Source organism: Luteolibacter sp. Y139 (genome assembly GCF_038066715.1).
GTDB lineage: Bacteria > Verrucomicrobiota > Verrucomicrobiia > Verrucomicrobiales > Akkermansiaceae > Haloferula > Haloferula soli.
In genome coordinates, this window is sequence record NZ_JBBUKT010000003.1 from 564,775 (window position 1) to 586,385 (window position 21,611).

The 21,611-nt window shown below is 63.1% G+C and carries 14 protein-coding genes; 8 read left to right on the forward strand and 6 right to left on the reverse strand.

Translation table 11 applies throughout. The features are described from left to right. Window positions 1–71 precede the first annotated feature (71 nt). Window positions 72–4,541, forward strand: coding sequence for a beta strand repeat-containing protein (locus tag WKV53_RS10685; protein ID WP_341404571.1), 4,470 nt, complete (start codon window positions 72–74; stop codon window positions 4,539–4,541). 74 nt (window positions 4,542–4,615) lie between these two features. Here WKV53_RS10685 and WKV53_RS10690 read toward each other — a convergent pair whose 3' ends face one another. Next, complete coding sequence (locus WKV53_RS10690; RefSeq protein WP_341404572.1) at window positions 4,616–7,351, reverse strand: MGH1-like glycoside hydrolase domain-containing protein; 2,736 nt, start codon at window positions 7,349–7,351, stop codon at window positions 4,616–4,618. 262 nt (window positions 7,352–7,613) lie between these two features. Here WKV53_RS10690 and WKV53_RS10695 point away from each other — a divergent pair, with 262 nt between their 5' ends. Then, on the forward strand, window positions 7,614–9,239 hold the full coding sequence (locus WKV53_RS10695; RefSeq protein WP_341404573.1) for a L,D-transpeptidase family protein: 1,626 nt from the start codon (window positions 7,614–7,616) through the stop codon (window positions 9,237–9,239). Between the two features lie 159 nt (window positions 9,240–9,398). Here the strand turns inward: WKV53_RS10695 and WKV53_RS10700 are convergent, their stop codons facing one another. Continuing rightward, window positions 9,399–10,334 (reverse strand): alpha/beta fold hydrolase, encoded by a 936-nt coding sequence (locus WKV53_RS10700; protein ID WP_341404574.1) that lies wholly within the window; start codon window positions 10,332–10,334, stop codon window positions 9,399–9,401. Between the two features lie 220 nt (window positions 10,335–10,554). Here WKV53_RS10700 and WKV53_RS10705 point away from each other — a divergent pair, with 220 nt between their 5' ends. Continuing rightward, on the forward strand, window positions 10,555–11,349 hold the full coding sequence (locus WKV53_RS10705; RefSeq protein WP_341404575.1) for a hypothetical protein: 795 nt from the start codon (window positions 10,555–10,557) through the stop codon (window positions 11,347–11,349). A gap of 342 nt (window positions 11,350–11,691) precedes the next feature. Next, window positions 11,692–14,088, forward strand: a complete 2,397-nt coding sequence (locus WKV53_RS10710) for a beta strand repeat-containing protein (protein WP_341404576.1) — start codon at window positions 11,692–11,694, stop codon at window positions 14,086–14,088. Between the two features lie 78 nt (window positions 14,089–14,166). On the opposite strand, the gene WKV53_RS10715 is transcribed toward WKV53_RS10710, so the two are convergent. Both WKV53_RS10715 and WKV53_RS10720 read right to left on the reverse strand, forming a co-directional pair. Beyond that, window positions 14,167–14,550 carry a hypothetical protein gene (locus WKV53_RS10715; protein WP_341404577.1) on the reverse strand — a complete coding sequence of 128 codons (384 nt, stop codon included), beginning with the start codon at window positions 14,548–14,550 and terminating at the stop codon, window positions 14,167–14,169. Window positions 14,551–14,631: 81 nt separating this feature from the next. Then, on the reverse strand, window positions 14,632–15,798 hold the full coding sequence (locus WKV53_RS10720; RefSeq protein ID WP_341404578.1) for an MFS transporter: 1,167 nt from the start codon (window positions 15,796–15,798) through the stop codon (window positions 14,632–14,634). 179 nt (window positions 15,799–15,977) lie between these two features. Here WKV53_RS10720 and WKV53_RS10725 point away from each other — a divergent pair, with 179 nt between their 5' ends. Further along, window positions 15,978–16,466, forward strand: a complete 489-nt coding sequence (locus WKV53_RS10725) for a hypothetical protein (protein WP_341404579.1) — start codon at window positions 15,978–15,980, stop codon at window positions 16,464–16,466. 12 nt (window positions 16,467–16,478) lie between these two features. Here the strand turns inward: WKV53_RS10725 and WKV53_RS10730 are convergent, their stop codons facing one another. Together WKV53_RS10730 and WKV53_RS10735 are read right to left on the reverse strand one after the other, a co-directional pair. Continuing rightward, window positions 16,479–17,942, reverse strand: coding sequence for a hypothetical protein (locus tag WKV53_RS10730; protein ID WP_341404580.1), 1,464 nt, complete (start codon window positions 17,940–17,942; stop codon window positions 16,479–16,481). 80 nt (window positions 17,943–18,022) lie between these two features. Beyond that, entirely contained in the window at window positions 18,023–18,172 is a 150-nt protein-coding gene (locus WKV53_RS10735) for a hypothetical protein (RefSeq protein ID WP_341404581.1), read from the reverse strand. 118 nt (window positions 18,173–18,290) lie between these two features. Here WKV53_RS10735 and WKV53_RS10740 point away from each other — a divergent pair, with 118 nt between their 5' ends. The 3 genes from WKV53_RS10740 to WKV53_RS10750 all read left to right on the forward strand — a co-directional run bounded on the left by WKV53_RS10740 (window position 18,291) and on the right by WKV53_RS10750 (window position 21,604). Beyond that, on the forward strand, window positions 18,291–18,740 hold the full coding sequence (locus WKV53_RS10740) for a cupin domain-containing protein (protein ID WP_341404582.1): 450 nt from the start codon (window positions 18,291–18,293) through the stop codon (window positions 18,738–18,740). Between the two features lie 116 nt (window positions 18,741–18,856). Then, window positions 18,857–19,501 (forward strand): KH domain-containing protein, encoded by a 645-nt coding sequence (locus WKV53_RS10745; protein WP_341404583.1) that lies wholly within the window; start codon window positions 18,857–18,859, stop codon window positions 19,499–19,501. A 186-nt stretch (window positions 19,502–19,687) separates the two neighbouring features. Further along, window positions 19,688–21,604: a right-handed parallel beta-helix repeat-containing protein gene (locus tag WKV53_RS10750; protein WP_341404584.1), complete on the forward strand. Its 1,917-nt coding sequence runs from the start codon at window positions 19,688–19,690 to the stop codon at window positions 21,602–21,604. The last annotated feature ends 7 nt before the right edge of the window (window positions 21,605–21,611 follow it).

Here is a 21,611-nt window from a genome sequence, read left to right on the forward strand (position 1 = left end):
TCGTGCGACGAAACCCCAACTCCATTGGTTTCGCGTTCAAAAAACCAAGAACCCGCGCCTTGCGCAGCCCCATGAAACAAAAACCCGCCTCCCGTACTCATACCTATACCCGGCTCTCCCTCCTCGCCCTCGGCGCGCTCACCAGTGTCACGTCTGCGGTCACACGAACGTGGGATGGCGGCGGCACCGGCGGCACGAACATGGAAACGCTGGCCAACTGGAGCGGCGATGTCCTTCCGAACGGCACCAACGGCGACATCGCGGAGTGGAATGGCACCGTCACCGGGCCGCTTTCGCTGAACTACACGGGAGCCACCGCCAACGGCCTCGGAGCCGGCAACGGGATCTTCCTGAGCCTCACCAGCGCGCAGACCGATTCGGTCACCATGGTCCAAGCGAGCGGAACGACCGCGATGCGCCTCCAGAACATCACCATCGCGAGCGGTGCGGGGGCTTTCACCTTCGGGAATGCAAACGCTTTCACTGATGGCATCACGCTGGGCTCCGGAACGGTGAACGCCCACACCTTCACGAACAACTCGTCGAACATGGCGAGCTTCGGATCTGACGTGCGCTTCGCGTTTGGCGGCGCGGGAGCCAAGACGACCACCTTCGCCGGTTCGGGAAACTGGACCTTCTCCGGGAAGTACGGGAACGGCGGCACGGGATCGATCACCACGATCGCCAAGTCCGGCACGGGCACGCTCACGATCAACAACAACATCCAAGGCACCAATACCGGTGCCGCGGTGGTCAACCCCGGCAACTTCCACATCAACGGCGGCACTGCGGTGATCGACACCAGCGGTGTGGTGACGACCACGAATTTCAGCAGCATCGGCCAGTCCGGCACCGATGTGGCGGTCATGACCGTCAAGGGCAACGGCTCCTTCATCTCCGGCGGCGACCTCAATGCCGGCGACATCGGCAGCAGCTCCGGCACGCTGAATGTCCAGGATACGGCGAGCGTTTCGGTGGGCACGGGCGGCGGCTTCTTCGTCGGCTCGGCGAATACCGCCGGCTCCACCGCCAGCGGCACGGTCAATCACAGCGCCGGCTCGGTGACGGTGAACCGCACCAACGACGGTGCGTTCGTCATCGGCGGCCGCAACTCGGCCGCGACGGGCGGCTCCGGTACTTACAACCTGAGCGGAACCGGCACTCTCACCAATGCCGGCAATGTCTTCGTCGGCGGCTATGGAACGGGCTCGGTGGTGCAAACCGGCGGCACGTTCAATAACGCCGGCTGGGTTTCCATCGCCCGGCAAACCAGCGGCACGGGCAGCTATAACATCAGCGGCGGCGCTCTCAATCAGACCGGCGCGAGCATGGGTATCGTCGTGGGCGAACTCGCCACCGGCACGCTGACCGTCAGCGGCAGCGGTGCGGTGACGACGGCGAACACCGGCATCGTGCGCATCGGCAATGGCGCCACCGGCAATGGCACGGTCCATCTCAATGGCGGCACCCTCACCACCTCGAAGGTGGAAATGGCGGCCGGCACGAGTACCTTCAATTTCAATGGTGGCACGCTGAAGGCGAATGCGGCCAACGCGACCTACCTCCAAGGCCTCACCACCGCCAACGTGCGCAATGGCGGTGCGCTGATCGACACCAACGGCAACAACATTTCGATCGGCCAGGCACTGCTGCACAGCGGCATCGGCGGTGACGCGGCCGTGGACGGCGGTCTCACCAAGAGCGGCAGCGGCGTTCTCACGCTGGGCGGTGCTAGCACCTACAACGGACCGACAAGCGCCAACGCGGGCTCGCTCATCTTCGGCGGCTCCTCGACGACCGGAAACATCACGGTGGCCGACGGTGTCACGCTCGGTGGCCGGGTGACGAACGTCAACGCGAGCGTCGTCTCGAACACGAACAACCCGAACCTGACTCTCGGCGCTGCCGGCGCTACGGCCTTGGCGGTGAATTTCAACACGCTCGGCAACCCGACCGTGCCGATCTTCAATCTCGGCACCGGCACGGTGACCTTGAACGGCACCGTCGATGTCTCGCTCTCGAACACGACCTCGCTGACCTCGACGCCGAACAACACCACGCTCGCGCTCGTCAGCTACGGCTCGCAGGGTGGTGCCGGTTCGTGGAACCTCACGACTCCTTCCGCAGGGCACACGATCTTCGCGCTCAATCCCACAGCGACCGCCTTGTACCTGAACATCACCGCCAATCCGGTGACGTGGACCGGCGCGGTGAGCAATGCCTGGAACGACGACGCCCTGGGAGCGCCGAACAACTGGGCGCTGCCGGATACCACCGGCACCGACTTCATCAACGGCGACACGGTGAATTTCACCAATACCGCGAGCAACTTCAACGTGGACATCTCGGAGAACATCACTCCGGGGATCGTGAACTTCTCCAACACCACCAATCCCTACACGATCGGCAGCACCGGTAGCTTCGGCATCACGTCCGGGTCGGTGAACCTGAACGGCAGCGGCTCGGTCACGATCAACAACAGCAACAGCTACACGGGCGCGACCACGATCAATGCAGGCTCGCTTACGGTGAACGGCTCGCTCACGGCCTCGCCGGTCACGCTCAATACCGGCACGCTGAACCTGAACAACAACAATGCGATCGGGCCTGCCGCGCTCACGATCAACGGCGGCACGCTCGACAGTCCCGCCGCTGCGCTCGGCCTCCTGACGAATCCGGTCGAGAACTGGAACGCCGACTTCACTTTCACCGGCACCAACAACCTCGACTTGGGCACCGGCGTGGTGAACGTGGGCGGCACCGGCGATCGCACGGTAAGCGTAACGAGCACGCTTACCACCGGCGAGCTCAGGAGCGTGACCACGCAGGGCTTCACCAAGCAGGGCCCGGGTACCCTGGTGGTGACCAGCGATGGCACCAACACTGCGGGCAGCAACATCACCGGCCTCCTGAACGTGGCGGCCGGCACCTTGCAGACGAACCGCGCCACGGGTGTCACCGGAGACTTCATGGCTGCGGGCGTGACCGGCAGCGGCACCATCGTCAACGGCGCCGCCACCGAGCGCTGGCTGTTCTCGAACGCCGCTGCGGGCACCTTCAACTTCACCGGCACCCTTGCCAATGGAGCTGCGGGCGCGCTCGGCTTCAACAAGTCCGGTGCCAGCACGCAGACGCTCTCGGGTAACAACACCTACTCGGGCACGACTTCGGCCGCCGGAGGAACGCTCATCCTCACCGGCGCGAACACGCTCAGCGGTCCGACCAACATCACGGCGGGCACGCTTAGCATCACCGGCACAAACTCGGCCGGCGGCGCGGTCAGCGTGAATGGCTCGGCTGCCACCCCGGCATTGCTGAACCTGCAAAACAGCAACGCGCTCGGAACCAGCGCGGTGACCTCCATCAACCGCAACTCGGGTATCCAGTTGCAAGGAGGCATCATCCTGCCGAACACGGTCACCTTCACCCTCAGCAATGACGGCACGACGGGAGCCACCATTCCCTACGCTGTCGGCAACCTCGGTGGTGACAACGTCATCAATGGCAACATCACGCTGACGGCGGGCGGTGGAAGCTCGATCTTCCAGTCCGATAGCGGCTCGCTGACGCTGAATGGCAACGTCGCCATCGCTGCCGCACAATCCTCGCGCGGGCTCATCCTCCAAGGCTCCTCGACTGGCGCGAACGCGTTCAACGGCGTGCTTGGCGACCTCAGCGGCACCTCGGTCGGTAGCATCATCAAGAATGGCACGGGCACCTGGACCGTCAGCGGCAACAACACCTACACCGGCGTGACCACGGTGAATGCTGGAACGCTCATCGTCACCGGCAACAATACCGGTGCATCCGCCGTGACGGTGGCCGCGAACGCGACCCTCGCCGGCAATGGCAACCTCGGCGGTGCCGTCACGATCGCAGCCAATGGCATCCATTCACTCGCCGTGGCGGCCACGTCCGGTGCGCAGGTGACCCGGACCATCGGTGGCGCGCTGACCAACACCACCGGCTCCGTCCTGAACCTGACCGCCGCCGTCGCTCCGGCACCGGGGGTCTACACGCTGGTGACCGCCACCGGGGGCATCTCCGCCCTTCCGACGACGATCACCGGATTCACCGGCGGCGTGGTTTCCATCTCGGGCAATAGCCTGATCCTGACCATCGCAAGCCCCTCCGCTTATGACGCATGGGCGCTCTCGAAGGGGCTCACCGGTGCGAACAACGGACCGGATCAGGACAATGGTGACCTGGATGGCATTCCCAACCTGCTCGAATACGTGCTCAATGGCGACCCGCTGGCCTCCGACACCGGCAACCTGCCGGTGGCTACCGAGGACGCCACCAACTTCTACTTCGACTTCAACCGCAGGGATGACTCGATCAGCGAAGTGACGCTCACGTTCGAATACGGCACCACGTTGGCCAGCTGGCCGTCCTCGGTGGCGATCCCATCGGACAACACCCCGATCGCCGGACCTCCGGTGACGATCACCGACAACGCCGACGGCACTCACCACGTGAAGATCACCGTGGCGAAGTCCGGGGAGATCAAACTCTTCGGCCGCCTCAGCGCGGTGAAGTGATCGATTCGCGCTTCTAACAACCCGCGGCCCTCTTCGTTTTCGAATGGAGAGGGCCGCTGCTCTTTTCACCGGCTTTATCGCGAGCCCACCTGCTTCGCGGCCAAGGCGCCGGCTCCCGCGGTCAGCAGCATCTCGCGGGTCAGCTTGGCATTCAGCTGGATCACCCGTGCGATGACGCCGGTCCATCCCGTCTGGTGATTGGCGCCGATGCCCGCACCATGGTCCCCGTGGAAGTACTCGTGGAACCATAGTAGATCCCGCCAGTGGGGATCTTCCTGAAATCTCGTCTCCGCGCCGTGCCATGGCCGGCGTCCGTGCTCGTCCTGCTGGAATAGCCGGATCAACCGCTCGCCGAGTTCCTGCGCGATCTCGAACAAGGTCATCAGGTTTCCGGAGCCGGTGGGGCATTCCACTTTGAAATCGTCGCCGTAGAAGGCGTAGAGCCGGAACAGCGAGGTGTAGATGAGGTAGTTCACCGGCATCCACACCGGACCGCGCCAGTTCGAATTGCCGCCGAACATTCCCGAATCCGAATCCCCCGGCACGTAGCCCACCTGATAGTCCTCGCCCGCGTGGTGGAACACGTACGGCTGATCCAAGTGAACCCGTGACAAGGCGCGGAGACCATACGGGCTGAAGAACTCGCTCTCATCGAGCATGCGCGCCAGCACACGGCGCAGCTTGTTTTCCGGCAAGATCGCCACCATGTGCCGGCCTGCCACCCCGGGTATGGTCGGCAGGTGGACATTGGCGCACAGCGCGGGATGACGACGGATGAACTCCTTCGCGTGATCGGCGAAGCGCGGCAGCTTCGCGAAGACGTCATCCTCGAAGACCGCCACCGCGGCCAAGGGCAGCAGGCCGACCATCGAGCGCACTTTCAGCCGCATGGCCGAGCCATCGGGCAAGCGCAGCACATCGTAGAAGAAGCCATCATCCTCGTCCCACATTTCGTCGAGGTTGTTCCCGACGCGGTCCATGGCTCCGGCGATGCGGATGGTATGTTCGAAGAACTTGGCGGCGAACTCCTCGTAGAGCGGCTCGTGCAGCGCGAGCTCGACTGCGATCCGCAGCATCTGCTGGCTGTAGAAGACCATCCAGGCGGTGCCATCTGCCTGATCGAGGAAGCCGCCAGTGGGGAGCTGTGACGAGCGGTCGAAGATGCCGATATTGTCCAGGCCGAGGAAGCCGCCTTCGAAGCAGTTGTTGCCGTCGCGGTCCTTGCGGTTGATCCACCAGGTGAAGTTCGCCAGCAGCTTGCAGAAGGCGAACTTGAGGTATTCCAGGTCGCCCTTTCCTTCGCGCGCTTCCTCGAATTGGAAGAGCTGGATGGTCGCCCACGCGTGAACGGGAGGATTCACGTCGCCGAAGTTCCACTCGTAGGCCGGGATCTGGCCATTGGGATGCTGGTAGTCATTCCTCAGCATCAGGTCGAGCTGCTGCTTCGCGAACTCCGGGTCGACGATTCCCAGGGCGATCGTGTGAAACCCCAGATCCCATGCCGCGTACCACGGATACTCCCACTTGTCCGGCATCGAAATGATGTCGTCATTGTACATGTGCGACCACTCGTCATTGCGAAAGCGGGGACGCTGCGAAGGCGGGGATGTCGGATCGATCCGGTGCTCGCGAAGCCACACGTCCAGATCGAAGTAGAAGTACTGCTTGGTCCAAAGCATCCCGGCGAGCGCCTGGCGAAGGATGGAGGCGCGATCCGAGTGCTGCTTCACGGTCGCGGGCGTGATCGAGTCGTAAAACTCGTCCGCCTCCTTCAGCCGCGTGGCCATGATCTTCTCGAAGTCGCGAAACGGCTTGGCCAATTGACCCGGAGCCGAGGAGGTCAGTCGCAAGCGGATCACTTGCTCTCCACCGGCGGGCACCTGCAGCTGGTAATGAGCCGCCGCCTTGGTGCCGGTGCCGGCTGGATTGATTACATCCGCCTTGCCGTGAATGATATGGTCATTGATGCCGTCTTTGACAAACGGGCTCGCATTGACACCGCCGAATAGGCGCGCGTGGTTCGTATCATTCTCGGTGAAGAGTAGCCCGGCCGCGCCCTCGATGTAGAGGTAGTGATCGGAAACCATCTCTTGGAAAAAGGCGTCGGTATGGTGCGCGTTAATGATGTGGGTGCCGTCTTGCTCCGGCAAAGCCGTCAACGCAGGACGCGAGCCGCCACCAGCCCATGACCAGGTATTGCGGAACCACAGGTGCGGCAGGACATGGAGCGGGGCATCGTCAGGTCCGCGATTGCAGAGGGTGATCCGGACCAGCACATCCTCCGATGAGGCCTTCGCGTATTCGACAAAGACATCGAAGTAGCGGTTTTCGTCGAAGACTCCCGTGTCCAGTAGCTCGTACTCCGCCTCGTGCTTGCCCCGGCGCCGGTTGGTTTCGACGAGGTTGTCGTAGGGATAGGCCGACTGCGGATACTTGTACAAGTATTTCATGTACGAGTGCGTCGGCGTGCTATCGAGGTAGAAGTAGCACTCCTTGACGTCCTCGCCGTGGTTACCCTCGCTGTTGGCTAGGCCGAACAAGCGCTCCTTGAGGATCGGGTCACGGCCATTCCACAGCGCCAGTGCGAAGCACAGCACGCCATGGGCATCGCAGATGCCGGCAAGACCGTCCTCGCCCCAGTGATACGCGCGCGACCGCGCCTGATCGTGGGTGAAGTAGTTCCACGCGTCGCCATTGTCGCTGTAGTCCTCGCGGACCGTTCCCCACTGGCGTTCGCTCAGGTACGGCCCCCAGTATCGCCAGCCGAGCTTGGTGGCTTCATCGAGTCGCTGGTGTTCCTTGGTGGGCATGGAAGGGGCATTCCAAAGGGAGCTTTTCTACCCGCCGACGTCTACGCTCTGGGGCAAGCGCGATGCGCCCCGGAGCCATGCCAGCATTGGACTCCAAGTCTTAGCAGAGGATGCCGGGATTTTTCAATGGCGGAGATATGCCCTGGAAAGGAGATAATAAGGTGAAAGTGAATGCCATGACAGTTTCGCCACCTTCCGGGGCGGTGACTCGCCATCTCGATTCTTCGTTGCTGCGGGCTCAAGCGCTGGTAGCTTCGGGGCCATGTGCTGTTCGATCGTGCGTTCGCTGTCGCGCATCGCCCCCCTGTGGCTCACCTGCGGTGGTCTCTTCGCCCAGGTTTCTCCGCCTGCCAATCCTGCGGTTCCGGCCAAGCCGACCGCGCCGAAAGTCGAGCCGGGACTGGAAGAGGCGGTGAATTGGAAATGGAACGTGGTCCCATCGGCCACCAACACTTGGGGCATGCCCTTGCCACCCGAGCTGGCGCCAAAGCCCGTGGCTCCCGAAGCAGCGCCCGGCACCACGACTCCCACGCCAAATCCCGCCAAGGAGCGGCGCCCGACGACCTATGAAGTGAAGAAGGGCGACGCGATCGTGAAGATCGCGCGGAAGTTCTTCATGACGCCGGAGCAGCTGAAGCAGTTCAATGAGCTGAAGGACGACCGCATCGTGATCGGCCAGGTCCTGGCAATTCCGACACCGGAGGAGATGCTGAAGCTGACGCCGCCACCGCCTCCCCCACCGCCGCCGGACGCGAAGCCCCAGCCGAAACCAAAGTCCTCCAAGAAACACAAGGGGGATGAGGGGACGCCCGGGGAAGATGTCGATTCCGAGCCCACGACCTATGAGCAACTGGTGCTGGAGACCGTGCTGCTGCAGGTGTTCCTGGATCGCGAGAATTTTTCGACGGGCGCGATCGATGGCAAAAGCGGACCGAACTTCCTGAAGGTCAGCCAGACCTATCAGGAGACGCACCCGGATGCGGCCAATCCTGGCCAGCTCAAGGCCAAGGCCTTGGCCGTGGTGAAGCAGCCCTACTTCAACTACGTGCTGCGGGCGGAGGACTTCAAATTCATCAAGCCGCGGAGCGCCGCGGGCAAAGGCGGCCCGTCTACCGGCGCGAAGGCCGCGCCCAAGAAGAAGGGGCCCTCCAATACCCCGGCGACCGCGCCGCAGGTGCCACCGCTCACGTATGAGGAAATGGTCGCTTCCGATTTCCTCGGCTACACGAGCGCGTGGGAGTTCGTCGCAGAGCGCTTCCACTGCGACGAAGGCTTCCTGCGCGAGCTCAACTCGAAGCTCAAGACTGCGCCTGGCGTGGGAACCATCTTCCAGGTGCCAAACGTGGTTCCCTTCGAAATCGAGAAGGCGCTGGATGCTCCACTCCAGCCCGCCGCCGATCCGCAACAGCCGGTGACGGCCGCGGTGGTGGCACTGTCGCGGCTCGAGATTTCGCGCGGCGGGAAACTCATCGCAATCCTGCCCGTGGCATCGGCCCGTCCCGGTCTCACCGGGCGCGGCACATGGAAAGTGCTGGATGCCATTCCGCAGCCGCGACTGAGCACCACCCGCGAGCTACGCGAAGCCCCGAAGGCTCCGCCTGCCGGAGCACCGCCAACGACCACACCCCCGCCGCCTGCGGAGGCACCGCCGCTGGCAGCCCCGCAATTCCTTCCCGCCGGACCTAACAATCCCATCGGCGTCGTGTGGCTCAACCTCGCAAAGGCAAACAGCACCGATCCCCTGCCCTACGGCCTGCACGGCACCAGCATTCCCGCGCGGATGAAGTCGCAGGAAGGCATCGGCGGATTCCGTATGGCGAATTGGGACATCGCCCGCGCCGTGCGGATGCTGCCAGCGGGGACGGTGTTGCAGTGGAAGGTGCAGTGAGGTGACTAAAAGCCCTCGCTGCGCTTCTTCGTAGCGGAACGACTTCGTCGTTCCGGTTGGGGACTGCCCGAAAGATGATTCACGGGTGGCGTTGTTAAGCGGACCTCGCCCAGCCGGAAGGACGCAGTCCTTCCGCTACGCCACGCTCATTCCCCGTCCTCACAAGAAATCTAACAGCGCGCCCAGGTAGTCCTCGAACGCCTCTGCCTGCGGTGCATGCCCGATGCCCGGCAGCGCCACCAAACGCGCTCCCGGAATCGCCGCCGCTGCCGCTTTGCCCAGTTCCTGATACTGCCCCATCGTGGCAGCGACTTCCTTGGAGACGAGGTTCTTGCCAATCGCGGTGCGATCGCGCTCACCGATGATCAGCAGCGTGGGCACCTTCACATCCGGGAACTCGTAGAGCACGGGCTGCGTCATCACCATGTCCGAGGTGATGGCGGTGACGCGCGCCATCTTCTCCTTGTCCGCTCCTTTCATCCAGCCGACCTGAATGGCTAACAGAGGATCGTATTCCTCCTTCCACTTGCCGTCGAAATAGACGGTCTGCATGTATTCCTTCACCGAGCCCGGCCCCTTCTTCAGCTCGGCGGCGGTGGCGGTATCGATGCTTTGATACGGCACCTTGCGTTTCCAATCCTCAAGGCCGATGGGATTGACCAGCACCAGCTTCTCCGTCGCTGCCGGATTCATGAGTGCGAAGCGGGTGCCGACCATGCCGCCCATCGAGTGCCCCACAACGACGGCCTTGCCGATGCCGAGGTGATCGAGCAGTGACTTCGTCTGCGCCGCCATCATCTGGAAGCTGTACTGGATGTCGGTCGGCTTGGAGGATTTGCCGAAGCCGATCTGGTCGGGAACGATCACGCGGAAGCCGCGGCCGGTGAGTTCCTTCACGGTGCGTTCCCAGTAGGCTCCGGAGAAGTTCTTGCCGTGAAGCAGCAGGACGGAGCGGCCATTGGCAACCGCGGTAGGCTTCACATCCATGTAGGCCATCTTCAGCTCGTGGCCCTGCTCCTTGAGCGGCAGCTCCTGGACTTCGAAGGGATAGCGGAAATCTGTTAGATCCGCATCCAGCGCGGGGAATTTGTCCATTGAAGCGGGGTCTTGGGCAGAGACCGGCAGGGCCAGTATTGCGAAGAGCACGGGAATGAAGCCAAAGGCGCGCATGATCCGCGAATCTCGCGCGTCAGGCTTCGCGCGCAAACGGCAATCGACCGCTTCCCGCGGGGGACAAGCAATTCATGCATATTGAAATCCTAGTTAGATTAATTTATCTCTCGGCTCCTTTTCATCGGTCCGCTAGGATGCGCCGGTGACTGTTCGCCAGACCCTTTCCCTGATCCCCGCCTTGGTCCTGCTCGCCTCGTGCGACAAGGTCCTCCAGTCCGCCTCAAGTGGCGGCAAGACCGGTTCCATCGCGGATGAGATCCGCATCTCTTCCGAGTCGAAGCCGCAGATCGTAGCGGCCTTCGAGGCGATCGCCGATGCCACCAACGAACACAACCGGGTGGTGGTCCAGAACGTCGATAATGATGGCCCGGTCAATGAACTCGCCTTCAGCGCCGGTATTGCCAGCCTGGATCAGGCCGCGCGCAAGCACGGCGGTCTCGGCAAGCAGATCATCGACGCGGTCAATGCCACGCGGATCTACGAGAAGAGCTTGTTCACTCCCTTCGACACGATGCGCCGGCAAGCGGCGGGCATGGGGACGTGGAGCAAGGATCAGGCGGTTCAAGCACGCGGCTGGGTCCAGATCATCGACTCGCAGATGGACACCTACAACCAGGCCATCGCGTATCTCGAGCGAGGCGAGGAGCCGCTGATGCGGCAGAACTTCGGAAAATACTGGGTGCCGAACGAGGTGGCGGATGAGTTCCTCCGCCTGCGCGAGCTTTATTGCAAGGAGGTCCGCGAGTGGAAGCGGGAGATGTTCCGGGAGGAACAGCAATGCTTGCAATGCTACCGGGATGCCCTGACCACGGCCGATCCGGCCAAGGCAAACGAGCTGCTGGCCGAAGCGAAACAGCACGACCAGAAGTCCCAGGACTGTGAGAACAAGATGATCTCCGCCGTCCGCGCGCAACTCGGGGCGACGGGGCTTTTGTAGGGCTCACCGCGGCCACTTTCTGACCCTGCCGCGGTTGGTGGGCACGGCCATTGGGTTTTGCGGCTCTCTCTAGCAGAAATCCGCAATTTCACTGCGGAGAGAGCGGTGGGAGTAAGGGTTTCGCCGGACAGAACTTCACTTTTCGGCAAACCCATTCTCGTTTCGTGCACTCGTGTGCAACGATTCTTGTGTTCGGCGGTTTTCCGTTCCCCATGACCGGGAATGGAATCCCGGGTTCATCGGGTTCCTTCAAACCCCGCCATACAAACCCCGCCCCGTCGTCGTATGAAACCCCACCTCTCGCGTCTCTTGGGACGCTCCGCCGAAGCATGTGTCTGCCCCATGGCAGCCGTCATCGCCACCTTCACCTTCGCCACCGAAGCCGGTGCGCAGGTTCGCAAGGAAGACAACCTCGACACGCTCGGTCTGGCGACCAGCTGGATCGGAGGAGCTGCCGCGCCCGGCATCGCCGACATCGCACAATGGGATGACCAACTGACCGGAGCGAACACCTCCGATCTGGGAGCGACACCTTCAAGCTGGCTCGGCATCAAGGTGCTCAGCCCCACAGGTGCCGTGGGCATCACCGGCACCAGTCCGGGCATTCTCACGCTCGGCGCCTCGGGGATCGACCTGAGTGCCGCGACCCAGAACCTGACCATCGGCAGCCCGCTGATCCTCGGCGGCGCGCAGACGTGGAAGGTCGCTTCCGGACGAGTGCTGCGGGTCAATACCGCCGGTGCCGCTGCGATCAGCGGCGTCGGGCCACTGACCCTCACCGGTCCGGGCCAGGTAAGGATCGGCGGAACGGGCGGCACTTACACCTTCACCGGCGGCATCAGCGTCGGCGGCGGAACGGGCACGAACAACATCGCCGCGACGGGAGCTCCGAGTACCACGAACACGAACCTCTTCATCGACCTCGCCGCCATTTCGCCGGGCACCGCCCTCACGCTGGGCCTGCCCGCACTGACCACCAATGGCGGCATCATTCACACCAACGGCGGAACGGGCAGCGGCACCACCGCCTACATCCCGAACTTCGCCTCCATCAATGTCGCCGCCGGCAACACCAGCTTCACGATGCAGCGCGGCTCGAGCGCACGCGCGATCTTCCAATTCCAAGGCACCCCTGCCCGCGCGGCGGGCGCCACGGTGAACTTCCGCGACGACATCAGCGGGTCCGGTGCCAGCAACGCCAATAGCGGCGGCTACCGCATGGCCACCGCCGCCAACGTCAACGGTGTGGTCCCATGGGCCACCTACAATACCACCAGCACCGGCATCGCGTGGTTCGTGGCGGCAGGCACGGGCAACAATGGCACCTCGGCACCGACCTTGACCGCCAGCACGGCGACTAGCCTGGGAACCGCGACCCAAAACTCGAACGTCGTCACCGACGTCGCGATCGGGGCCTCCACCTCCGTCAACACCATCCGCTTCAACGATGGCTCCTCCCGCACCGTGACCATCGATCCCGCGGCGACGCTTTCCATCGGGGCGGGCGCGATCCTGGTAACCAACAACGGCTCCGCGAACCAAACCATCACCGGCGGCAAGATCGTCGGCGGCAGTCCGGGTTCCGGTTCCGGCAAGGACCTGATCATCCACCAGCACCACAACTCGTCCACGTTCACGATTGCCTCGGAAATCGCGGACTACAGCGAAGTGGTGGGAGAGACGACTGTCGTTACCCCGACTCCCTTGACCAAGAGCGGCGCGGGCAAGCTGGCGATCGGCGGGGCCGCCACCTACACCGGCAATACCTTCGTCAACGCAGGCACGCTGCTGGTGAACGGCACACTCACGGGCTCGCCGCTGGTGAAGGTGAATCGCGGCGGAGCGCTGGGCGGCACGGGCAGCGTCACCGCACCGGTCACCGTGAACGGCTCGATCGCTCCCGGCACCAGCGTGGGCACCCTGACCACCGGTCCGGTCACCTTCAATGCCGGGTCGACCTTGGCCATCGAACTCAACACCTACGCCGGCACCTCCGACAAGCTCGTCACCAGTGGCATCACCACCGGCGGAAGCATGGTCAATCTCACGCTCACCGACGTGGGTGGCGATGTGACGCTGGCCAATGGCACCAAGTTCACGCTGGTGGACTATGCCGGGACATGGTCGGGCACGGACCTCCTGACCTATGCAGGCTTCCCCTTGGAGAACCACACCACCATCGCGCTGGGGGCCAATACCTACTTCGTGGACTATGCCGATGCCGCGGTGGATGGCACCGCGCTGACCCTTACCGTCACCGGAGCGCCGGTGCTCACGCCCTACCTCGTGTGGTCGGACAGCTTCGCCCTTCAGCTTCCCAATCCGGCGGACCGGCAACCCACGGCCGACCCGGACAAGGACGGCAAGCCGAACTCCTTCGAGTTCGCGCTCGATGGCAATCCCGCCAGCTTCACGAATGCCGGCAAGATCTCCGTTTCGACTCTGGATTCCAATGATGCGGGCAGTGATCGCGAACTCTCCGTGACCCTTGCCGTGCGCAATGGCGCGGTGCTCGCGACGCAACCCGATGGCAGCGTCACGCTGACCGTGGACGACATCGTCTATACCATCCAAGGCAGCCAGAATCTGGTGGATTGGAACGAGGCGATCAGCGAGGTGACACCGCCCACCCCGCTCGTCCCCGCCGCCAACATCGGTTGGACCGCCCGCACCTTCCAAGTCACCGATTCGAACGGCCTTCCAAGCCGCCGCTTCCTTCAGGTGAGTGTGACGCCTTGAGTGATCTCCTTCGTATCGATTCCGGCTCCACCAACGAACGCCGCCTCAACCTCGTTGAGGCGGCGGTTTTTTTTCGGCTTACCGTCGGTGGATGTTCCACCAGCCGTGGCAGTAAGTGCACTTCACGTCGCCGCTCGGAGAGACTTCGGCCTGGCCGACGTTTGCCCCGCAGGTGGGGCACGCGAGGGTCTCCGGAACGGATGGCGGAGGAGCTTGAACCTGCAAACCACGCGCGACCAGATCCTCCATTTCCTTGCCCTTTCGCAGGGCGCTCAGTGGCACGCCGAAGCCCATCGCCATGAAGCAGAGGCCGATGAAGCTGCCGAAGACCTTGAAGAACAATGGCGCGTCCCCGAGGACATCGTTCGACCCCCACAGGAAGGCGATCACCGCGATCCCGATGAAGCCGAAGATCGAGAAGAACAGCAGCATGAAGAGCGGCGGCCTGAAGGAGAATGGCATCGGGGGGGGTGAACTAGCAGTTCGCGCCCCGCGCTCCTACTGCGAATCGAGGCACAGAATGGAATCGGTGAGCACCTGTCTTCACTCCGCCACCTTGACCAGGCGGAAGACGAAAAGGCTGCAGATGCTGAGAGTGATCGCGAGCAGGCCGAGACGATCGAAATGGAGCATCGCCCCACTGGCGGTCAGCGTCACGATCTTGCCTCCAATGTCAGCGGTCGCCCCCGAGGCGAGGTCACGCGAGCAGGCGACCAGGCTCATGTAGGCGCCCCGCCGCGCCGGAGGCACGGCGAGCGAGATGGTAGCCTGCGCCGGAATGAAGCGCCCGCTGGCGAAGGTGAAGAAGAGCGCGGCATTCAGCAGCGTGTGCCACAGCGGCAGCGGCCCCGAAGTGGCCATGTGCCCGACGACGCAGCAGGCGATCACGATCATGATGCTGAATACCCGGAAGCGGCCGTGCCGGTCGGCCAGCTTGCCCACATACGGGCCGGTGAAGATCGTGACCACCCCGCCGACGAGGTAGATGAGGAACAAGTGATCCTCCGCCAGTCCCACGTTTCCGACCAAATACGGCGAGAGGTAGGGGATGATCATGAAGTGGCTCATCACGCAGATCATCATCAGCGCGATGCCGGTCCATGCATTGCGGTCCTTCAGCAGTGTCAGGAAGTCCTTGCGCGGATTCACACCTGCGATGTCCAAGTGGCTCCGCACCGGAGGCAGGACGCGAAAGAGCAGCACCCACACCGCTGCCGCAACGCCGGCGATGACCAGGAACGGCGCTTCCCATTTCCACCACTGCGCGAGCTTCAAGCCGAGCGGAACCCCCAAGGCGGCGGCCGCGGAAAACGCGGTCATGATGATGCCCATCCCGCGGGCCCGGCGCTCGGCCGGCACCACATCGGCGACGATGGTCATGATCGTGGCCCCGCTGACGCCGCCGAAGGCACCGCACATCGCCCGTGCCGCCATCAGCATCCCCGGCGTGGTCGCGAGACCGCAGGCCAGCGTGCCAAAGGCAAAGCCCGCATAGCAGATCAGCAGAAGCTTCCGACGATCGAAGCGGTCGGCAAACGGGGCCATGGCCAACCCCACCACCCCGGCAGCGAGGGCGAAGGCGGAGATGATGTGGCCGAACGAGGTCGTATCGAGATCCAGCTCGCGCATCAGCTGCGGGCCCAGCGGCATCATCACCATGAAATCCATGATGTGGGTGAACTGCACGCAGGCGAGCAGGAGGAGCAGCATGCGTTCAGAAACGCGGGGCGCGGAATCCATGAAATTAAAGCGCCTGTTTGAACGCGCGGCTTCCCTCGCACCGGACGAGACCGGATGCAAGCCCGGGGGTTTGTCATTTCCGATGCGCGGCAGACGGGCTTTCAAATCTTGCGCCGATCGGCTGTTCCCCACAGCTTCCCGCCGTCTCCATGATTACCATGACTTCGTGCCGCTTTGCCCTTCCCGCCGTGCTCGCCCTGATGCTTCCGAGCTGCGTGAGTTACTACAATCTGCCCAAGGGCTACACCGGCCCGACGGCAACGATCCGGAATTCCGGATCCGCTCAGGATGCCTTCAAAGCGACGGTCTTCGAAGTGGCAAAGATCGACGGCAAGTTGAGCAATTCGTCAGCGATGCAGACGCCCCGCGGTGGCGGTCCGGTGGTGCAGATGGGAGAATCGCAGGTCAAAGTGGCCGCGGGCCAACCCTTGCAGGTCGAGCTTTCCGGTCATGATCAATTCGCGGCCGATGGCGCGGCGCTCATGTATTCCTTCGGCGGCAATGTCGCCAAGCCCGCCAAGGCGACGGTGAACTTCACTCCGAAGGCGAATGCGACCTATGTGGTGAAGGGACAGCTCGCCAAGCAAGGTTCAGCCGTGTGGCTGGAAGACGCGGCGAGCGGCAAGCGGGTGCCTTGATCCCTTGCTCTCCTACCGGAAGGAAAGATTGATCCGCAGATCCTTTCGCAGCGCCGCTTCGATCCGATCGGCGACGGCGACCGGAGTTTCTCCATCCAGCAGGGCTTTCAAGCCCCCGAGCTTGAGGGAGTTCAAATCCGGAGGCGTGCCGGTGGGAGCCTTGGGTGGCGTGAGATGACCGGGGTATTGGATCCGACCGTCGGGAAGCTCCTTCACTCCGGGCAGTGACTTGAAGGCGACCATGGCCTTTTCATAGTCGTCGAACTCCTGCCGGAGCTGCTCGTAGCGGTCCATGTTGCGGCGGTTCTCCTCAAGGAACTTGCGGAGCTTCGTCACTCCTTTCTCCCCCTCGATCTGGATGAAATAGTAGATGATCAAATGGGCCGTCCGATAGAGTCGCGGCATCCGGTTGATGGTTACCATCCCGCGGATTCCCGGGTTGGCGCCAGAAGAACCCGTCTTCCATTCCTCGTCGGTCATCTGCAACACATCCACGACCCGGTAGAGCGGAAGGACGTCGCTGCTTTGCAAGTACTTGTCCCGCTCTTCCTTGCCCCATGCCGACTTCTGCTTGTCGGAAAGTGACCGGAAATAGCTCATGGCGAAGAGATCCCGCACGCCCTCGCGGATCTTGTCCTTGTCCGTCTTGAAGGCCTTGGCCTGGATCGGGATGGACGAGATGTACTCGGCGTAGCCCTCGTTCATCCAGACCGGCAGATTGTCCAGCATCTCATGGGTGAGCATGTGCGTCAGCTCATGGACGACGGTCGAAACATCGTACTCGTCGGAGATCTTGCGGTACCCGGCCGAGCCTGACTGGACGCCCATGAGTTCCAAAGGCGCGAGGAAGACCTTTTGCGCGGGGAGATAAACCCCTGCTGAGTTCTCGGGGCCGCCCGCCCTTCTGTAGTCCGCCAGCGTGCCGAACAGCTTCGCCTCGAAGCGGTCTTTTTCAGGCTTCGCGAGGACGCCGAAGGGAGACTTCTCGTGAAGCTGGAGTGTCAGCTCGAAGGTCCGCGCCAAGTCCTTCATCAGCACGGGACCGAGATTGACGTCGCAATAAAAGCGGAAGTTCTTGGTCGTGTAGGTGAAGGTTCCTGCTGCAGAGGCTTCTTCTTCCACGGTCAATACCGGCATCGACTGGCTGGCATCTGCAGGCCACTCCTGCCACCGCTCGTGGTAGTCGAGGCGGTTCGCTTTCACGAACGCATTGTCCGCCGTGGAAAGGGTGGCCAGGGGAACGAAGGAGATCTTTCCGCCGGGGAGCTTTAGCGCCACGTCATCTCCTCGAATGCCGAGGTATTCGGCGGCGATCGTCTTGCCGCCCGTGTTTGTCCACTCGCGCGCCGCCGTGGTGCTGGCACCCTGTTGGCCGATGCCCGCGGCGGTCAAGGCCAGCAGCATCGCGGCTGCGAGCCGTGACGTGCGGGTGCCTGTGGTCCGACGGGAAGGGGTCGATCCTGTATCACAACTCATGATGCGCGGCTGAGGCTACGGGTCATGAGATGATCAGGCCAAGGTATTTCCCGGTTGCTGCACCGCGGGCCGCGCCGGCCTCACTCGCTTGAGGCCGACTTGAAGGGTCGCTTGAAGCTATAACCCTCGCTGACCGTCTGGCCACCGCGGGTGACGGTCCGCTTGGTGAGGCATCCGGAGAAACTGGTGAGCAGGACCGTGATCGCTACGGCCTTCAGGAGCGCTTTCATTGGCAAGTTCCTAGCTTTCGGGCCACGGTTGGACAAGCCGCGAAGCGGGGCTCTCCAAAGAAGTGCTGGCCGTTCCCGCGGGACTCTAGCAGCTTTCGAGGGAGCCGATCCCACCCCCATGAATCCCCTCGTCATTCCCTCCGAAGGCGCGAACCTGAACATCCTTGGCATCCCGATGATCGTCCGCCTGCGCGGCAGCGACACCGGCGGGACCGTCGGGGTGGCGGAATCCCATGACGTACCCGGCAGCGGCCCGCCTCCACACATCCACCACCGTGAGGATGAGACCTTCCAGGTGCTCGAGGGCGAGTACGAGTGGACGGTGGGCGACAAAACCTTCATCACCGGCAAGGGCACCACGATCTTCGCGCCGCGCGGCATCCCGCATGGCTACCGCTATGTCGGCACCACGCCGGGCCGGCTGATGTGCACCATCACTCCCGCCGGATTCGAGGGATTCTTCGAGGAAGTCGGCGCCCTGAGCCCAGAAGAGCAGCAGGACATTCCGCGGATCATGGCGATCGCGGCGACCTACGGGCTGGAATTTCTCCCGCCGCCGGACGCGTGAGATTCCGCGCACGGCCAGCATGCTTGCCATTCGCGACCGAATCGGGCAACTTTGCTTGAAAGCTCGCCCCCCTGAACGATCCGCCTCGGCAGCAGGGGGTTTTGCCACGAGATCCGATGTCGAAACGCATTTCCGAAACCACGGATTCATTCCAGGACGACGGTCCCGACCACGAGACCGACCGGGGTTTCCTCGAACTCCTGAACACGGATCTCAAGGACCTGGAGATCGCGTCCTCGCTCCGCAAGCTGGGGAACACCAAGGTGATCGACTGGGATTTCAAGGACACCCTGCCCGCGGTGCACAAGTTCGCCCATCAGGAGGTGGACGTGGTCGGCTGGGTGAAGCGGGTCGCTCACTACAAGGTGATGGACTGGGATTTCCGGGCGGCTCCGGCGAAGGATGAGGACAGGGAGGAGGCCCTTCCCGAAGCAGGCAAGAAGCTCCCGGGGCCGGAAGAGATGGAGGAGCTCATCGGCCGGCTGAAGAACTTCATGCTCTACATGGCGGTCAACCTCATCGACGACCCCGGCCGCGCGCAGGTCCGGGTGCAGGAGATCGCTCCCGGCGTGGTGAGATTCAGGCTCGTGGTGACCCAAAAGGATCAGAAACATCTGGTCGGGAAGGACGGTGCGACGGCATCCGCCATCCGGAACATGCTGAAGGGCACCGCCGCCGGAGAAGGCGTGCACGTGCTACTACAGATCCTATCGCATGAGGAGGATCTGACCCTGAGCCTGAAGGAGGCCGAGGAACAGTAAACCAGACCGTAAAAGTTACTCAGCTTCAAGGAATGGCGTGGGACGAAAGCGTCTCCTTTCGAGGCCCTGATTCCCTGCCTTTGGCATCGACGCGAGGCATGCAAAGTGCTTTCTTTCCGCCGGTCTCTCCCCCCACGTCGAGCGCGGTTCCCCCGAATGGCAATCCTCCGCGCCCGGTAGATTGCCATGGACACTCCCCACATTTCCGGACCGGTTCCCGCCGGCCGATCCCGTTCACTACGGCTCCGCGGCACTTCCGCGCAACGCCCGTCGGTGATGATCGCGATGACTCTGGCCGCGACGACTGGCTTGGCCCCTGCGACCGACTACTTCGTCACGACCCAGTACGGTTTCGAGACGTGGCTCGACTCGCTCAACCTGGAACCCGGTGACCGGATCCTTCTCCGCGGCGGCACCACCTTCACCGGCACGCTGAACCTGGAGTGGTGGGATTCGGGGGACGATGCCGCGGGAAACCTCGTCGCGCCGATCGTCATCTCCAGCTACGGACCCGGACGCGCGACGATTGCGGCCGGCGATGGACCGGCGATCTCCGCCAAAAACAACGGCGGCATCGAGATCAGCAACTTGAATCTCGTCGGCTCGGGCGTGGCTCCGGATGGCACCACGACGAACACCGCAAGTGGCATCTCGTTCTACAATGATTCACCGGGCGATCTGAAATTCGGCCACATCCGCATCAGCGACGTGGAAGTCAGCGGCTTCGGTGAGCGCGGGATCGCCATCGGGGGCTACAATGGACACGCCGGTTATGACGACGTGGAAATCTCCGGCGTCGTCGCCCACGACAATCTCCAGGACGGCATCGAGACCTACGGCGCCAACGGATCCAATCACGCGCTGACCAACGTCCGGATCCGGCATTGCGTGGCCTACCATCAATACGGCGACCCTGACAGCAACACGAACTCGGGCAACGGGATCGTGTTGGGCGGCGTCACCGGCGGTCTGATCGAACACTGCGTGGCCTACGAAAACGGAGCGAATTGCGAGACTTCCAACGGTCCGGTCGGCATCTGGACCTACGATTCCTCCAGCATCGTCATCCAGTGCAACGAGTCCCATCACAACCTGACCGCGGGCGGCGATGGGGGCGGCTTCGACTTCGACCTGAAGGTCAGCGACTCGGTGATGCAGTACAACTACAGCCACGACAATGCAGGCGCGGGCCTTCTCATCTACGGGACGAGTGGCCAGAACGGCAATGACCGCAACATCGTGCGCTACAACATTTCCGAGGACGACGGCCGCGATCCCGGATCGCCTGCCGCGAGCGGGATCAATGTCTCTAACAACGTGGACGACCTCGCGATCTACGGAAACACCGTGATCATGAGCGCGCCTCCGGGCAGCACCTCCATTCCCGCGATCAAGGTGGTGGCCACCGCTTCCCAGCCCGACGACATCATCGTCGCGAACAACATTTTCGTCACTTCCGGTGGCACGCGCCTGGTGAACGTCGATTCCAATGGCGACGTCACCTTTGCCGGCAACAACTACTGGTCGAGCGGCGACAATTTCGTGATCCGCGACGACGGCAGCAACTTCGGCTCGCTCAGCTCGTGGCGCAATTCGAAGGGGCAGGAGCGCCTGAACAACCAGTCCACCGGCTTCAGCGTGGATCCGCTGTTCCAGGTCCCCCAGGGCGTCACCGTGAAGTCGCTGGTGCCGAGCCCGTTGGCCGGGCTCAAGGCTTTCAAGCTACAAGCGGGATCGCCCCTGATCAATCACGGGCTCGACCTGAAAGCGAAGTTCAATCTGGATCCGGGCCCGCGCGACTTCTTCGCCGCACCGATCGTGCAGGGAAGCGCGCTTGAAATCGGCGCCCACGAGTTCGCCTCCACCGCGCCGGTGATCCTTGGCTGCGCCTACCATGCCGGAGCGTCGCCTTCATTCACCATCCGCTATCAATCGGAGATCGGAGAATCCTTCGGCGTCCGCCGCTCACCCGGCTTGGCGGGTGAGCCGGCCCTCGACTGGACGGCCCTTTCCCCGACGGAAAGCGGGAATGGAGAGGTGATGGAGTATGTGGATACGCCACCGTCGGCGGATGCCCATTTCTACGTGCTGAAACGCGAGTAAAGCGCGA

What these genes read in the sequence shown, in the direction of transcription:
- WKV53_RS10685 (WP_341404571.1), top strand. Translation starts at nt 72, where the DNA reads ATGAAACAAAAACCCGCCTCCCGTACTCATACCTATACCCGGCTCTCC.
- WKV53_RS10690 (WP_341404572.1), bottom strand. Translation starts at nt 7,351, where the DNA reads ATGCCCACCAAGGAACACCAGCGACTCGATGAAGCCACCAAGCTCGGC.
- WKV53_RS10695 (WP_341404573.1), top strand. Translation starts at nt 7,614, where the DNA reads ATGTGCTGTTCGATCGTGCGTTCGCTGTCGCGCATCGCCCCCCTGTGG.
- WKV53_RS10700 (WP_341404574.1), bottom strand. Translation starts at nt 10,334, where the DNA reads ATGGACAAATTCCCCGCGCTGGATGCGGATCTAACAGATTTCCGCTAT.
- WKV53_RS10710 (WP_341404576.1), top strand. Translation starts at nt 11,692, where the DNA reads ATGGCAGCCGTCATCGCCACCTTCACCTTCGCCACCGAAGCCGGTGCG.
- WKV53_RS10715 (WP_341404577.1), bottom strand. Translation starts at nt 14,550, where the DNA reads ATGCCATTCTCCTTCAGGCCGCCGCTCTTCATGCTGCTGTTCTTCTCG.
- WKV53_RS10720 (WP_341404578.1), bottom strand. Translation starts at nt 15,798, where the DNA reads ATGCTGCTCCTCCTGCTCGCCTGCGTGCAGTTCACCCACATCATGGAT.
- WKV53_RS10725 (WP_341404579.1), top strand. Translation starts at nt 15,978, where the DNA reads ATGATTACCATGACTTCGTGCCGCTTTGCCCTTCCCGCCGTGCTCGCC.
- WKV53_RS10730 (WP_341404580.1), bottom strand. Translation starts at nt 17,942, where the DNA reads ATGAGTTGTGATACAGGATCGACCCCTTCCCGTCGGACCACAGGCACC.
- WKV53_RS10735 (WP_341404581.1), bottom strand. Translation starts at nt 18,172, where the DNA reads ATGAAAGCGCTCCTGAAGGCCGTAGCGATCACGGTCCTGCTCACCAGT.
- WKV53_RS10740 (WP_341404582.1), top strand. Translation starts at nt 18,291, where the DNA reads ATGAATCCCCTCGTCATTCCCTCCGAAGGCGCGAACCTGAACATCCTT.
- WKV53_RS10745 (WP_341404583.1), top strand. Translation starts at nt 18,857, where the DNA reads ATGTCGAAACGCATTTCCGAAACCACGGATTCATTCCAGGACGACGGT.
- WKV53_RS10750 (WP_341404584.1), top strand. Translation starts at nt 19,688, where the DNA reads ATGGACACTCCCCACATTTCCGGACCGGTTCCCGCCGGCCGATCCCGT.